Source organism: Paenibacillus sp. FSL R10-2796, assembly GCF_037965315.1.
Taxonomy (GTDB): Bacteria; Bacillota; Bacilli; order Paenibacillales; family Paenibacillaceae; genus Paenibacillus_AQ; species Paenibacillus_AQ odorifer.
The window spans coordinates 6,342,790-6,356,919 of the sequence record NZ_CP150178.1 but is presented as its reverse complement, the minus strand read 5'-3'; the positions used below and the strand labels follow the sequence as shown (position 1 = coordinate 6,356,919).

Here is a 14,130-nt window from a genome sequence, read left to right as displayed (position 1 = left end):
TAAGGGCTTGTCGGCAACGGCAGGCCCTTAGCGGCATATAAGGGGACTGGTTAGGATGAATACAATTAACAAGCTAAATCTGCAGGATGAAAGCACCGTTAATGAATTATGGAGTCTTCAGCATAAGGCCTATAGACTGGAAGCTGAACTTATAGGCTTTCGTGAAATACCACCTCTGATGGAGACGAGAGAAATGCTCAGCAGCTCTAAAGAGGGTTTTTATGGCTGCTTCGATAAAGATGAGGAACTAATGGGTGCTGTTGCTGTAGAGGAAGAATCTCCTGGAAAATTGACGATTACACGAATGATGGTGGGGCCGGACTTTTTTCGTAGAGGTATCGCTAGCCATCTTTTGGAATATGTATTTGAGCATTTTGCAGGGATGGAGCAATTCATTGTGTCGACAGGCAAAAAGAATACACCTGCCGTTTCGTTGTACAGTAAACATGGTTTTCTGCCTACCGGTGTGGAGGAAGTCGCTCCAGGAGTTGAATTGATTGAATTTCATCGGAGTGGTTCGCTTTGAAAAAAGATATTCATAGACAACTATTTACGAAAGGAGGAGTCCAAAATGAAACATGACTCTGCAATGCTCCCAGAGCAGGAAGAACTGCAAGGTTCTGTTGATATAGAGACTAAGGAAAATGAGATACAGAAGAGGATTATTCCTCCGCGTCCGAAGCGGCGCCACCGCAAACGTAAATTTATTGCTGGACTGCTGGCAGCACTCATCCCTGGGACGGGGCATTTGTATTTTGGACTTCTCCGAAAAGGGATCACCTTCATCTTTCTAATTCTTTTGGATATCTCAGCTTTATTGTATTTCTCATCCATCGGGATGCAGATCAATGTTCCACTGCTTATTTTACTTGCGCTCATTATTCCAGTGATCTATTTTTATAACGTGTATGACGTATTGCAATCAGCGGACAGGCTTCTTCGCTTCCCAGAGGATCATGATCTTGCTATTTCTGTGACCAAAGCAAACGAGGCTCCTAAACGTCGTAGTATCGTCAGCGAGCCTGGGATATCCTTTGGACTCTTATTGCTCTTAGGGGGCGCCCTGCTTATTCTGTTCCGGCAGAAACCAACATGGCTCCAGTTCTTTATTGAACATTATGCCGAAATGGCCGTGTCTGTCATTTTAGTATGCGGTGGCTTATTTATAGGAGCTAGAGAAATTGCCAGAGCAGTTGTGCAGCGTAAAGACAATGAACCTCGCAAGCGGCGCGTGGGAAGATATACGGCTTCTGTATTACTGATAGCTATTTCTGTTCCTTTGTTTTTGGATTGGAGAGAGGGAACTGACTATATGCTTCTGCTCTTGAAGTGGTGGCCAGTCATCCCGGTGTTATGGGGGATTGAGTTCCTGCTGATGTTTATCTTCTCTAACCGTTCAGCCAAGGGAACCAGAATCAGATTGGATTTACGTGGGCTTTTATCTGCTATATTGCTAGCTGCGAGTGTATTTATTGTTGCAGAGCAAGAACATTATTTATATCTATGGAAAAATGTCAGTCTAAACCTGACGGCAGCAGCAGTGGACTATGGTGAGGCTAAAGGCAGCAAATATCAGAAAGCCCCGCTAATTGTTCCGGTGGAATTAAATACAGCAAAAATATCTATTGATAGTATTAATGGTGATATTTTATTACACCGTGCTCCGGTGGATGATATTCAAATTACAACGACAGTTTGGGTAGATCAGTTGGATGGGCCGATGGCTGAAGCTATATCAGAACAGTCCTTTGTGGACGTTGTTGAAGGGCCCAACATAAAAATCACCTCGAATAGCAAGGCCTATGGAGAATCCGGTAAACGCCAGCCACGCATGGATTTAGATATTTACTTGCCGGAGGATCGCCGCTTTAATCTCGATGTTCGCACTATGAATGGCGGGATCACGTTGCAGAATGTAGAAGCCATTGAAGACATTTCTCTGGAAACGGGGAATGGAGAGCTGATCCTTCATCGTATCTTTGGTAATGTTAAGGGAAAAACACTGAATGGAGCTGTCCGTGCCAGATCTGTTCAAGGCAGCGTTGATTTAACAACGAGCGGAGGCAATATGAATGCTTGGGATGTTACCGGTGCTTTGAAATTATCGACGGCTGTCGGCAATATTAGTGCGATCGGAAATAGCAATGATATCGATATTACTACCAAAAACGGTAATTTAGAGGTGGATGGAGCCAGATCCAAGCTACATGCCGAATCTCTAAATGGTACCATTGATGTTCGCTCTTCTGATGTCGCTGGAGATTGGGACATTTATAGCGCAGTTGGTGACATTCAATTGTATTTACCGATGTTAAGCAACTATACAGTGAATGGATCCAGTGGATATGGTGATATTACTTCAGATTTGCCTGAACTTACAATTGATAAGAAAAAAGTATCAGGTGAAGTGGGAACCGGCGAGTTCAAGCTTCATGTTGAAGGAAATAGCAATCTAAATGTTAGGAAATATTGAAAAAAGTAATTTTTCTTATATAATAATAAATATAATGTATAGACTTCGTTGACAATATTGAAAAATCGGTCTTACAATCTTAAGAAGTATTTCTTTTATTTTTAAATTCAAAAGGCGGTGACAGTAATGGGGAGTGGAGTACAACATGCACTGGAACAATTAAAGACAACAGGTGTCCGTATAACGCCCCAGCGTCATGCGATTCTTACGTATTTGATGGAAGCAATGAATCATCCTACAGCTGACGATATATACCGGGCGCTAGAGCCGAAATTTCCGAGCATGAGCGTAGCAACTGTATATAATAATCTCAAGATGTTTATGGAAGCCGGCATGGTTCGCGAGTTGACCTACGGGGATAGTTCCAGTCGTTTTGATGCCAATGTATCTGATCATTATCATGTCATCTGTCAGCTATGCGGTAAGATTGAAGATTTTAGTTATCCTTCGCTTCATGATGTAGAGATACATGCAGAGCAGGAAACGGGCTTCAAAATTACGGGTTTGCGTATGGAATTGCATGGAGTTTGCAAATGTTGCAGAGAGAAGCAACAATAAGACAGAATACTACTGTACTTAAGGGCGTATAGCCAAGCTACACAATAAACGTGTGAAATCCGAAAGCGGAGGACTCACGTTTTTATTTTTTTCAAAATAACAAAATATAGTGAAAATGACTAACTTATACTGGTTATCCGGAACCAAGTGGATGTTATAATCGTATTGTTAGACTTAACTTAAAATCATCTAATATTTGGAGGATATATTTTGGACAGAAGATATAGACAGAAACGCGTCAAAAAGCGCGGAGGTCTTTTCCGACGCTTTTTTGGACTTTTGCTCATTGCGGCAGCAGCTTATTGGGTTGTGTTTTTTGTATTGCCAAATCGCCAGCACATCGATCCAGACTGGAAAGGCCTAGAACATCCTATCTTCGTAAAAGGAGAGCTAACAGGATATTCCGCCTCAGGGACCGGTGATAGCATGCTTTTACCTCTACCATTACTGCAGGAACATGTGGACTCATCTATTCGTTATGAAGAAAAGACTAAATCGGTCATCCTATCAACGGAAAGTGAACTTCTATATATGCAAGAGGATAAAACCGATGCTAGTCTGAACAATCGTCCGCTGCAGCTGCGGCTGGCACCTGAAGTTAAGGAAAAGATAACTTATCTTCCTGCGGATGTTTTAGAAGACCTGTATGGGTTTGAGATTCAAGAGGATACGACTACCGGGGCTGTGCTGTTAATGACAGCAGGGGAGACTGTACCGCTGGGGAAAGTGAAAGGTGAAGCAGGTGATAAGACAGTCGCTCTTCGCAGCGAAGCGTCGATTCACGCACCCATCGTGGCCGATATGTCCCCAGGTGCCATCGTGAGTATTTGGAATAAAGAAAATGAGGACTGGCTGTATGTGCAGTTAAGCAGCGGTTATGCGGGTTATGCCAAGGCCAGTGATATTATCTCAGACGGTCAAAAGACAGTGGAACCCAAAAGCACCACTCCCTCACGGGCAGAACGAAGCTGGAAAGGGAAGTCAGTGAATTTGTATTGGGAAGCTGTTTATCAACGCAAACCTGACCCAAGTACATTCGGTGAGCTTCCGGGCGTTAACGTGGCTAGCCCGACTTGGTTCAGTATCATAGATGGTGACGGGAATGTGCGCAGTCAGGCTGATAGTGCGTATGTGCAGTGGGCCCATGAGCGCGGTTTGGAAGTATGGGGGCTGCTCAGCAATAGCTTTGAACCAGACATAACCACTGAGGCATTGTCGAGCTATGAGAAGCGGATGAACGCGATCGTACAGATCCTCGAGTATTCAGATTTATACAAGCTGGATGGAATTAATATTGACTTTGAGAATGTATATACGAAAGACGGGGAGAATGTTACACAATTTATGCGAGAGCTAAAACCTATGGCTCAAGCCAAAAACTTAATCGTCTCCATAGACGTAACCCCTAAATCTAACAGTGAGATGTGGTCAGCATTCCTTGATCGTAGAGCTCTTAATTCAGTAGTTGATTATCTTATTGTTATGGCTTATGACGAGCATTGGGCTGCTAGTCCTGTAGCGGGCTCTGTTGCGTCTCTGCCGTGGGTAGAAAGCTCGTTAAGCCGGATCATAGAGGAAGACGATGTGCCGCCTGAGAAGCTGATTCTAGGGATTCCACTGTATACTAGAATCTGGACTGAGGCCCAGGTGGATGGCAAGACCAAAGTAAGCTCTAAATCGGTTAGTATGAATGCCGTTGAAAAAATTATTAAAGAGAAGAAGCTGACCCCAACCTTTGATAAGGCAGCAGGGCAGAATTACGTTGAGTATAAGGAGGATGGCGCTCTTAAAAAAATATGGATCGAAGACAAAGTTTCTTTAAAAGCTAGAGTTGAGCTTGCTAAGTCTTTAGGGCTTGGTGGCATCGGTTCATGGAATCGCAGCTTTAGTAATCCGTCTGCGTGGGAGGCATTACAAGGGATTCATAAGTAATTATTATTTCATTCATAATAAACAAAGGGGCTCCCAATATAGGGGCCCCTTTGTTGTATTAAGCAAATGTTTGATTGCATTATAAATCGCTAGTAATAAGCTTCTGTAAGATGTGTTTTATTGATTAAGCTGCTGACTCTTAAGTTGTTCCGCAGTAATATTGGCCTCAGCTGGATCCATAGTAAGGATGGTATGGCAGAACATACAGCGGTCTGTTTTGCCCAGCATTTTGGTCAGCTTGTGACATTCAGGGCATTCCAGTTGGACTGCGCTAGTTGACAGCATCCCAGCCCAGAAATAGATTGCAAGACTTGCCATCATTGAGATTAAACCGATTACAAGACCGATTCCAGCGAATACTTTTCCAGTTGAGCCCCAAAACACGATGCCCGCTGTACCCAAAACCATAAGTCCCATTCCGAGCATTGTGAGCAGTAATCCCCATGTGCGAAAAGCGTTGATCTTAGCCGTTTTAAACTTCATGAGTGTTTGCTCCTAACTAAATATAGTTGGGTTGTCCAGAAGGAACTGTCTTTCATATGTAGAATAATAATTATAACTGAATTATAACTGACTGGACGCAAAATCGCCAAATTTAATGGAGGGAAGCATGGAATTGTCCAATGTAACTTTGTTGAGTGGAGAAACGTTTGATGAGAATGTTTTAGGAGCGGTCGTTTTGCGGCAGAATGGGGATATTCCGTTTCAAAGCGCACTTCTTCAAGATTTTGATATGGTAGTGTTAGTATTGCATGAAGAACAGGATAGAGAGCATATTGTTCGCCATACCATTGCCGGTGACCAACGGACCCAGTCAGTCCATATCGGCCTTTTTGCTTTGGAGCAGGCTGTTATGGCAGGGGATAATAACGAACTTCTTATCAGTTTGATGAGGGGGGAAGTGATCTGGGACCCCAAGGGAATACTCGAGGAAATGCGCCGCGAGATATTACAATTTGAAGGACCGATTAAGGAACGGGTCGCATTTATGGAGTTTGCTCGCTTTTTGCATATGTATGTGAAATCCAAGCGCTATATAGAGGCTGGCTTTATTATGGATGCTTACAACTGTGTATTGATAGCCTTATATCATTGGGCAAGAATAGAAGTGAGTGAAGTGGGTGCTTTCCCCGAGCCAGCTATTTGGGAGCAGGTTAAAAGCATGAATACCTCTGTTCATAAACTTTATGAGGAGTTAACGGTCAGTACTGAGACCTTAGAGCAACGTGTGGAGCTTGTGCTTCTTGCATGTGAATTTGGGATTATGTCCAAAATGACGGACTGTTGTCTATTGCTCTTTAATATTTTGAATAGCCGTAAGGAAGCATGGAGCATTAAAGAATTACTGCAGCATTCAGGTCTGAGTCAATTAGAGTCTGAACTACCCCTTGTTTTACGAAAGCTGGTTTCTCGTTCGCTAATCCGAGAGATTACATCTTGGGCTGATGTTCACGAGGGAGAAGGGCATGCGATCCGCTATACATTATAGAGATGAATTAGATACAGCAGAAGATGTTTAATTATAGAGAGATGAGCAAGGATAGGGAGAGGCTGAGCACTCTCTTTTTGTTTGTTTACTAATATGAAACGCTCATATTTATTCAGAAAAATTAATGGTTGACTCTTTCCTTGTTCATGTGTTAAATTATAACTCGTCCCTCTGACACAGAGATGTGCTTTCGAAAACATTCGAAAGACAACCGAAAAAAGAAATTAAAAAAATGGTTGACTAAAACGAGGACGCTGTGATATATTATAAAGGTCGCTGCTGAACAACACATCGACGAAATAAACAGCTTGATCTTTGAAAACTGAACAACGAGTGAGTAGGAAATCACGCAAGTGAAATCCAAAATTAGAGAATTAATTTTCTCGTCAGATGTTTCAAAATGAGCATATCGCTCTTTTCAATACTAATTGGAGAGTTTGATCCTGGCTCAGGACGAACGCTGGCGGCGTGCCTAATACATGCAAGTCGAGCGGAGTTACTTTGAAAGCTTGCTTTCAAAGTAACTTAGCGGCGGACGGGTGAGTAACACGTAGGCAACCTGCCCTTCAGACTGGGATAACTACCGGAAACGGTAGCTAATACCGGATAATTTCTTTTTTCTCCTGAGAGAAGAATGAAAGACGGAGCAATCTGTCACTGAGGGATGGGCCTGCGGCGCATTAGCTAGTTGGTGGGGTAACGGCCCACCAAGGCGACGATGCGTAGCCGACCTGAGAGGGTGAACGGCCACACTGGGACTGAGACACGGCCCAGACTCCTACGGGAGGCAGCAGTAGGGAATCTTCCGCAATGGGCGAAAGCCTGACGGAGCAACGCCGCGTGAGTGATGAAGGTTTTCGGATCGTAAAGCTCTGTTGCCAGGGAAGAACGTCCGGTAGAGTAACTGTTACCGGAGTGACGGTACCTGAGAAGAAAGCCCCGGCTAACTACGTGCCAGCAGCCGCGGTAATACGTAGGGGGCAAGCGTTGTCCGGAATTATTGGGCGTAAAGCGCGCGCAGGCGGCTATTTAAGTCTGGTGTTTAAACCTTGGGCTCAACCTGAGGTCGCACTGGAAACTGGGTGGCTTGAGTACAGAAGAGGAAAGTGGAATTCCACGTGTAGCGGTGAAATGCGTAGATATGTGGAGGAACACCAGTGGCGAAGGCGACTTTCTGGGCTGTAACTGACGCTGAGGCGCGAAAGCGTGGGGAGCAAACAGGATTAGATACCCTGGTAGTCCACGCCGTAAACGATGAGTGCTAGGTGTTAGGGGTTTCGATACCCTTGGTGCCGAAGTTAACACAGTAAGCACTCCGCCTGGGGAGTACGGTCGCAAGACTGAAACTCAAAGGAATTGACGGGGACCCGCACAAGCAGTGGAGTATGTGGTTTAATTCGAAGCAACGCGAAGAACCTTACCAGGTCTTGACATCCCTCTGAATCCACTAGAGATAGTGGCGGCCTTCGGGACAGAGGAGACAGGTGGTGCATGGTTGTCGTCAGCTCGTGTCGTGAGATGTTGGGTTAAGTCCCGCAACGAGCGCAACCCTTAACTTTAGTTGCCAGCAGGTTAAGCTGGGCACTCTAGAGTGACTGCCGGTGACAAACCGGAGGAAGGTGGGGATGACGTCAAATCATCATGCCCCTTATGACCTGGGCTACACACGTACTACAATGGCCGGTACAACGGGAAGCGAAGCCGCGAGGTGGAGCCAATCCCATCAAAGCCGGTCTCAGTTCGGATTGCAGGCTGCAACTCGCCTGCATGAAGTCGGAATTGCTAGTAATCGCGGATCAGCATGCCGCGGTGAATACGTTCCCGGGTCTTGTACACACCGCCCGTCACACCACGAGAGTTTACAACACCCGAAGTCGGTGGGGTAACCCGCAAGGGAGCCAGCCGCCGAAGGTGGGGTAGATGATTGGGGTGAAGTCGTAACAAGGTAGCCGTATCGGAAGGTGCGGCTGGATCACCTCCTTTCTATGGAGAATCGTTCTCTGCAATGAGAACATTCAAATCGGAAGCTCAGCTTCCAAAACTCAGGTTTAGGCCTGTTACTCACTCGTTGCTCAGTTTTGAGAGTTTAAGCTCTCAAGTAAGACTTGATCCTTGAAAACTGGATACCGAAACGAATTTGCGTTTTAGAACATCTTTTAGCAACTTGTGTAAACAAGTAAATGTTATTAGTGAGATGATTCCAAAGAGAATGTCATCGTATGATATTTTCCTGCGGAAAAATCAAGGTTAAGCTAATAAGAGCACACGGAGGATGCCTAGGCGCCAGGAGCCGACGAAGGACGTGGCGAACAACGAAACTGCCTCGGGGAGCTGTAAGCAAGCTTTGATCCGGGGGTGTCCGAATGGGGAAACCCAGCTGTGGTAATTCGCAGTTACTCATACCTGAATACATAGGGTGTGTAGAGGCAGACCAGGGGAACTGAAACATCTAAGTACCCTGAGGAAGAGAAAACAATAGTGATTCCGTCAGTAGCGGCGAGCGAACGCGGAACAGCCTAAACCTAAGAGCTTGCTCTTAGGGGTTGTGGGACGTCTCACATGGAGTTACAAAGGAATATGGTAGGCGAAGAGGTCTGGAAAGGCCCGCGATAGAGGTAAAAGCCCTGTAACCTAAACTGTGTTCTCTCCGAGACGGATCCCGAGTAGTGCGGGGCACGTGAAACCCCGTATGAATCCAGCAGGACCATCTGCTAAGGCTAAATACTACCTGGCGACCGATAGTGAAACAGTACCGTGAGGGAAAGGTGAAAAGCACCCCGGAAGGGGAGTGAAATAGAACCTGAAACCGTGTGCTTACAAAAAGTCAGAGCCCTATTAATGGGTGATGGCGTGCCTTTTGTAGAATGAACCGGCGAGTTACGTTTAACATGCAAGGTTAAGCCGAGAAGGTGGAGCCGCAGCGAAAGCGAGTCTGAATAGGGCGAATTAGTATGTGGACGTAGACCCGAAACCGTGTGATCTACCCCTGTCCAGGGTGAAGGTGCGGTAACACGCACTGGAGGCCCGAACCCACGTACGTTGAAAAGTGCGGGGATGAGGTGGGGGTAGCGGAGAAATTCCAATCGAACTCGGAGATAGCTGGTTCTCCCCGAAATAGCTTTAGGGCTAGCCTCGGTATAAGAGTAGTGGAGGTAGAGCACTGATTGGGTGCGGGGTCCGCAAGGATTACCAAGCTCAGTCAAACTCCGAATGCCATATACTTATTGCCGGGAGTCAGACAGTGAGTGCTAAGATCCATTGTCAAAAGGGAAACAGCCCAGACCATCAGCTAAGGTCCCCAAGTGTGTGTTAAGTGGGAAAGGATGTGGAGTTGCACAGACAACCAGGATGTTGGCTTAGAAGCAGCCACCATTGAAAGAGTGCGTAATAGCTCACTGGTCGAGTGACTCTGCGCCGAAAATGTAACGGGGCTAAACACACCACCGAAGCTATGGCTAGATACGTATGTATCTGGGGTAGGGGAGCGTTGTGTAGGGGTTGAAGGTGTACTGAAAAGAGCGCTGGACACTACACAAGTGAGAATGCCGGTATGAGTAACGAAAAGATCAGTGAGAATCTGATCCGCCGAAAGCCCAAGGTTTCCTGAGGAAGGCTCGTCCGCTCAGGGTAAGTCGGGACCTAAGGCGAGGCCGAAAGGCGTAGTCGAAGGACAACAGTTTGAAATTACTGTACCACCGTAATCCGCTATGAGCGATGGGGTGACGCAGGAGGGTAGTGACGCGGACTGATGGATGTCCGTCTAAGCAGTGAGGCTGATGTGTAGGCAAATCCGCACATCATTAAGGCTGGGCTGTGATGGGGAGCGAAAATTGTAGTAGCGAAGGTCATGATCTCACACTGCCAAGAAAAGCCTCTAGCCAGGAGAAGGTGCCCGTACCGCAAACCGACACAGGTAGGCGAGAAGAGAATTCTAAGGCGCGCGGAAGAACTCTCGTTAAGGAACTCGGCAAAATGACCCCGTAACTTCGGGAGAAGGGGTGCCCCGGTAGTGTGAATAGCACGAGGGGGCCGCAGTGAAAAGGCCCAAGCGACTGTTTAGCAAAAACACAGGTCTGTGCGAAGCCGCAAGGCGAAGTATACGGGCTGACGCCTGCCCGGTGCTGGAAGGTTAAGGGGAGTGGTTAGGGGTAACCCGAAGCTATGAACCGAAGCCCCAGTAAACGGCGGCCGTAACTATAACGGTCCTAAGGTAGCGAAATTCCTTGTCAGGTAAATTCTGACCCGCACGAATGGCGTAACGACTTGGGCGCTGTCTCAACGAGAGATCCGGTGAAATTTTAATACCTGTGAAGATGCAGGTTACCCGCGACAAGACGGAAAGACCCCATGGAGCTTTACTGCAGCTTGATATTGAATTTGGGTACGATCTGTACAGGATAGGTGGGAGCCGTAGAAATCGGAGCGCAAGCTTCGGTGGAGGCGCCGTTGGGATACCACCCTGATCGTATCTAGGTTCTAACCTAGTACCCTTACCGGGTACGGGGACCGTGTCAGGCGGGCAGTTTGACTGGGGCGGTCGCCTCCTAAAGAGTAACGGAGGCGTTCCAAGGTTCCCTCAGAATGGTTGGAAATCATTCGCAGAGTGCAAAGGCATAAGGGAGCTTGACTGCGAGACCTACAAGTCGAGCAGGGACGAAAGTCGGACTTAGTGATCCGGTGGTACCGCATGGAAGGGCCATCGCTCAACGGATAAAAGCTACCCTGGGGATAACAGGCTTATCTCCCCCAAGAGTCCACATCGACGGGGAGGTTTGGCACCTCGATGTCGGCTCATCGCATCCTGGGGCTGAAGTAGGTCCCAAGGGTTGGGCTGTTCGCCCATTAAAGCGGTACGCGAGCTGGGTTCAGAACGTCGTGAGACAGTTCGGTCCCTATCTGTCGTGGGCGCAGGAAATTTGAGAGGAGCTGTCCTTAGTACGAGAGGACCGGGATGGACGTACCGCTGGTGCACCAGTTGTTCCGCCAGGAGCATGGCTGGGTAGCTACGTACGGACGGGATAAGCGCTGAAAGCATCTAAGCGTGAAGCCCCCCTCAAGATGAGATTTCCCAATTAGTAAGACCCCTTGAAGACGACGAGGTAGATAGGTTGGAGGTGGAAGTGCAGCAATGCATGGAGCTGACCAATACTAATCGGTCGAGGGCTTATCCTATACGTAGAATGCAAATTTGTTTCGGATTCAGTTTTCAGGCATCAAGCCTGGTATGAATATTCCCTGATAGCTCAGTTGGTAGAGCACTCGACTGTTAATCGAGTTGTCACAGGTTCGAGTCCTGTTCGGGGAGCCATATGGAGAGGTGTCCGAGTTTGGCCGAAGGAGCACGATTGGAAATCGTGTAGGCGCCACAAGCGTCTCGAGGGTTCGAATCCCTCTCTCTCCGCCACAAATTTTTAATTAGTATGGCCCGTTGGTCAAGGGGTTAAGACACCTCCCTTTCACGGAGGTAACATGGGTTCGAATCCCATACGGGTCACCAAATTTTCACTTGATTTATCCTAGTGGACTTTGGTACAATAACAATTGTTGTTTATGGAGGCTTAGCTCAGCTGGGAGAGCATCTGCCTTACAAGCAGAGGGTCGGGGGTTCGATCCCCTCAGCCTCCACCATAACATTTTCTTACTGACGCGGGGTGGAGCAGCCCGGTAGCTCGTCGGGCTCATAACCCGAAGGCCGCAGGTTCAAATCCTGCCCCCGCAACCAATTAACTTAAGCAATTATATCTTTTGGAACCGTGGTGTAGTTGGCCTAACATGCCTGCCTGTCACGCAGGAGATCGCGGGTTCGAATCCCGTCGGTTCCGCCATTTTCATCATGGCTCGGTAGCTCAGTCGGTAGAGCAGAGGACTGAAAATCCTCGTGTCGGCGGTTCGATTCCGTCCCGAGCCACCATTTATCATCACAAAAGAATGAGTGCCATGCCGGTGTAGCTCAATTGGTAGAGCAACTGACTTGTAATCAGTAGGTTGGGGGTTCAAGTCCTCTCGCCGGCACCATCCTTGGAGGATTAGCGAAGTGGCCAAACGCATCAGACTGTAAATCTGCTCACGTGAGTGTTCGGTGGTTCGAATCCATCATCCTCCACCAGTTTTTAGGGGCATAGTTTAAAGGTAGAACAACGGTCTCCAAAACCGTTGGTGTGGGTTCAATTCCTGCTGCCCCTGCCAAGTTCTTTCTAAAGTTTAATATGGCGGCCGTGGCGAAGGGGTTAACGCACCGGATTGTGGTTCCGGCATTCGTGGGTTCGAGACCCATCGGCCGCCCCATTTACTTTAAAATGAATAATGGCAACAATATCAACTTAATATGGCGACTGTGGCGAAGGGGTTAACGCACCGGATTGTGGTTCCGGCATTCGTGGGTTCGAGACCCATCAGTCGCCCCATTTTACTTTAAAATGTTATTGGGGATTAGCCAAGCGGTAAGGCAACGGACTTTGACTCCGTCACTCATAGGTTCGAATCCTATATCCCCAGCCATTTTATGCGGACGTGGCTCAGCGGTAGAGCATCGCCTTGCCAAGGCGAGGGTCGCGGGTTCGATTCCCGTCGTCCGCTCCAAAATTTACATGGCGCCATAGCCAAGTGGTAAGGCAAAGCTCTGCAAAAGCTTTATCCCCAGTTCAAATCTGGGTGGCGCCTCCATTTAGTTCATATGTGCCGGCGTGGCGGAATGGCAGACGCGCTCGACTCAAAATCGAGTGGGAAACCGTGGAGGTTCGAGTCCTCTCGCCGGTATCTTAAAAAGGTTTGTAAGATTGCTTATAAAAGCATTCTTACAAACCTTTTTTCTTTATGTTCTTGGGTTTACAGCATTAAGCCGTTGAAATAGAGAAACTCTCTATTCAACGGCTTTTTTAATCTGATTAGTGATTAACCTGATTGATTATTAATGCGGAATGCTCGCGGAGTAAGACCTATTTCTCGTTTGAACATATTGCAGAATTGGGCATCGTTCACAAAACCTGCAGCAGCGGATACTTCAGAGATTTGCATCTGAGTATGACGTAATAGAGATTTTGCATAATCCAGGCGTTTTAACAGCAAATACCGCAGGGGTGAAGACCCGAAACGTTCTTTAAATAGATGGCGAAAACGATCGTAACTATATCCGGACATTTCTGATAGTGTTTCGACGGACAATTTATGGCGATAATGCTCATTCATATAATTAAGGACATATTGTACTCGATCTTCTGTTGGGGATTGATATCCAGAGGCACTAAGAAGCCTCATAAGATGGACGGTAATCTCGCTCATTTGTAGGTTTAGAAGCTCAGAGAATCCGTCTTGCTTGCGTGTAAACTCTGCTTTCATTCGCAGCAGGATTTGAAGAACGGTCTGATCTTTATCATCTTCATATACGCCGAGCAGATTACTCATATTAGGGTGTTCCGAGTGGAAGCCTACAAATAATACATTTGCATCCTCACGGTGGTGCTCGTCATGTTTATGATTGGGTGGCACAAGCGCGAAAGAAGAGGAGCGAAAATGGTAACTTCGTGGGCCAACATTGGTTGTCCCTACCCCCTGTAAATAATAGACTAGTTCGTAGCATTCATGCTGGTGTGGAGGGATATAAGTATTTAGCTCATGTGTGGCACTTACAATATATAGAACACGATCCATGATGATCCTCCAATACTTATGTTTTAGCCGA

At 46.9% G+C, this 14,130-nt stretch carries 7 protein-coding genes, 16 tRNA genes and 2 rRNA genes; 23 read left to right on the top strand and 2 right to left on the bottom strand.

The window, feature by feature from the left end; all coding sequences use genetic code 11:
* Positions 1–55 precede the first annotated feature (55 nt).
* The 4 genes from NST58_RS28335 (at position 56) to NST58_RS28320 (ending at position 4,963) form a co-directional block, all read left to right on the top strand.
* Positions 56–526, top strand: a complete 471-nt coding sequence (locus tag NST58_RS28335) for a GNAT family N-acetyltransferase (protein WP_076146333.1) — start codon at positions 56–58, stop codon at positions 524–526.
* Between the two features lie 45 nt (positions 527–571).
* Positions 572–2,473 (top strand): DUF4097 family beta strand repeat-containing protein, encoded by a 1,902-nt coding sequence (locus tag NST58_RS28330; RefSeq protein WP_254849011.1) that lies wholly within the window; start codon positions 572–574, stop codon positions 2,471–2,473.
* Positions 2,474–2,599: 126 nt separating this feature from the next.
* Entirely contained in the window at positions 2,600–3,031 is a 432-nt protein-coding gene (gene perR / locus NST58_RS28325; protein WP_036680160.1) for a peroxide-responsive transcriptional repressor PerR, read from the top strand.
* A gap of 210 nt (positions 3,032–3,241) precedes the next feature.
* Positions 3,242–4,963: a glycosyl hydrolase family 18 protein gene (locus tag NST58_RS28320; protein ID WP_076128634.1), complete on the top strand. Its 1,722-nt coding sequence runs from the start codon at positions 3,242–3,244 to the stop codon at positions 4,961–4,963.
* Between the two features lie 117 nt (positions 4,964–5,080).
* Here the strand turns inward: NST58_RS28320 and NST58_RS28315 are convergent, their stop codons facing one another.
* Complete coding sequence (locus NST58_RS28315) at positions 5,081–5,446, bottom strand: DUF2614 family zinc ribbon-containing protein (protein WP_036680151.1); 366 nt, start codon at positions 5,444–5,446, stop codon at positions 5,081–5,083.
* A 127-nt stretch (positions 5,447–5,573) separates the two neighbouring features.
* Between NST58_RS28315 and NST58_RS28310 the strand changes: the two genes are divergently transcribed.
* The 19 genes from NST58_RS28310 (at position 5,574) to NST58_RS28220 (ending at position 13,208) form a co-directional block, all read left to right on the top strand.
* Positions 5,574–6,452, top strand: a complete 879-nt coding sequence (locus NST58_RS28310) for a nucleotidyltransferase-like protein (protein ID WP_076128632.1) — start codon at positions 5,574–5,576, stop codon at positions 6,450–6,452.
* 425 nt (positions 6,453–6,877) lie between these two features.
* Positions 6,878–8,435: ribosomal RNA gene (locus NST58_RS28305) — 16S ribosomal RNA — on the top strand.
* Between the two features lie 262 nt (positions 8,436–8,697).
* Positions 8,698–11,624: ribosomal RNA gene (locus NST58_RS28300) — 23S ribosomal RNA — on the top strand.
* Together the 16S and 23S rRNA genes with 16 tRNA genes alongside form the textbook arrangement of a ribosomal RNA operon.
* Before the next feature lie 60 nt (positions 11,625–11,684).
* Positions 11,685–11,760, top strand: a tRNA-Asn gene (locus tag NST58_RS28295).
* Between the two features lie 3 nt (positions 11,761–11,763).
* Positions 11,764–11,856, top strand: a tRNA-Ser gene (locus NST58_RS28290).
* Between the two features lie 18 nt (positions 11,857–11,874).
* Positions 11,875–11,949: transfer RNA gene (locus NST58_RS28285), tRNA-Glu, on the top strand.
* A gap of 55 nt (positions 11,950–12,004) precedes the next feature.
* A tRNA-Val gene (locus tag NST58_RS28280) sits at positions 12,005–12,080 on the top strand.
* Positions 12,081–12,097: 17 nt separating this feature from the next.
* Positions 12,098–12,174, top strand: a tRNA-Met gene (locus NST58_RS28275).
* A 25-nt stretch (positions 12,175–12,199) separates the two neighbouring features.
* A tRNA-Asp gene (locus NST58_RS28270) sits at positions 12,200–12,277 on the top strand.
* A gap of 10 nt (positions 12,278–12,287) precedes the next feature.
* Positions 12,288–12,363, top strand: a tRNA-Phe gene (locus tag NST58_RS28265).
* Between the two features lie 28 nt (positions 12,364–12,391).
* Positions 12,392–12,467 (top strand) — tRNA-Thr (locus NST58_RS28260).
* A 5-nt stretch (positions 12,468–12,472) separates the two neighbouring features.
* Positions 12,473–12,558: transfer RNA gene (locus tag NST58_RS28255), tRNA-Tyr, on the top strand.
* A 6-nt stretch (positions 12,559–12,564) separates the two neighbouring features.
* Positions 12,565–12,638, top strand: a tRNA-Trp gene (locus NST58_RS28250).
* Between the two features lie 23 nt (positions 12,639–12,661).
* Positions 12,662–12,737: transfer RNA gene (locus NST58_RS28245), tRNA-His, on the top strand.
* 43 nt (positions 12,738–12,780) lie between these two features.
* Positions 12,781–12,856 (top strand) — tRNA-His (locus NST58_RS28240).
* Between the two features lie 19 nt (positions 12,857–12,875).
* Positions 12,876–12,950, top strand: a tRNA-Gln gene (locus NST58_RS28235).
* Between the two features lie 6 nt (positions 12,951–12,956).
* Positions 12,957–13,031, top strand: a tRNA-Gly gene (locus NST58_RS28230).
* 10 nt (positions 13,032–13,041) lie between these two features.
* A tRNA-Cys gene (locus tag NST58_RS28225) sits at positions 13,042–13,115 on the top strand.
* A 14-nt stretch (positions 13,116–13,129) separates the two neighbouring features.
* Positions 13,130–13,208: transfer RNA gene (locus NST58_RS28220), tRNA-Leu, on the top strand.
* Between the two features lie 135 nt (positions 13,209–13,343).
* On the opposite strand, the gene NST58_RS28215 is transcribed toward NST58_RS28220, so the two are convergent.
* Positions 13,344–14,099 (bottom strand): AraC family transcriptional regulator, encoded by a 756-nt coding sequence (locus NST58_RS28215; protein ID WP_076130295.1) that lies wholly within the window; start codon positions 14,097–14,099, stop codon positions 13,344–13,346.
* Positions 14,100–14,130 lie beyond the last annotated feature (31 nt).

Bases quoted from the DNA above. Each gene is read 5' to 3' on its own strand.
- NST58_RS28335 (WP_076146333.1), top strand. From the start codon at position 56: ATGAATACAATTAACAAGCTAAATCTGCAGGATGAAAGCACCGTTAAT.
- NST58_RS28330 (WP_254849011.1), top strand. From the start codon at position 572: ATGAAACATGACTCTGCAATGCTCCCAGAGCAGGAAGAACTGCAAGGT.
- perR (WP_036680160.1), top strand. From the start codon at position 2,600: ATGGGGAGTGGAGTACAACATGCACTGGAACAATTAAAGACAACAGGT.
- NST58_RS28315 (WP_036680151.1), bottom strand. From the start codon at position 5,446: ATGAAGTTTAAAACGGCTAAGATCAACGCTTTTCGCACATGGGGATTA.
- NST58_RS28310 (WP_076128632.1), top strand. From the start codon at position 5,574: ATGGAATTGTCCAATGTAACTTTGTTGAGTGGAGAAACGTTTGATGAG.
- NST58_RS28215 (WP_076130295.1), bottom strand. From the start codon at position 14,099: ATGGATCGTGTTCTATATATTGTAAGTGCCACACATGAGCTAAATACT.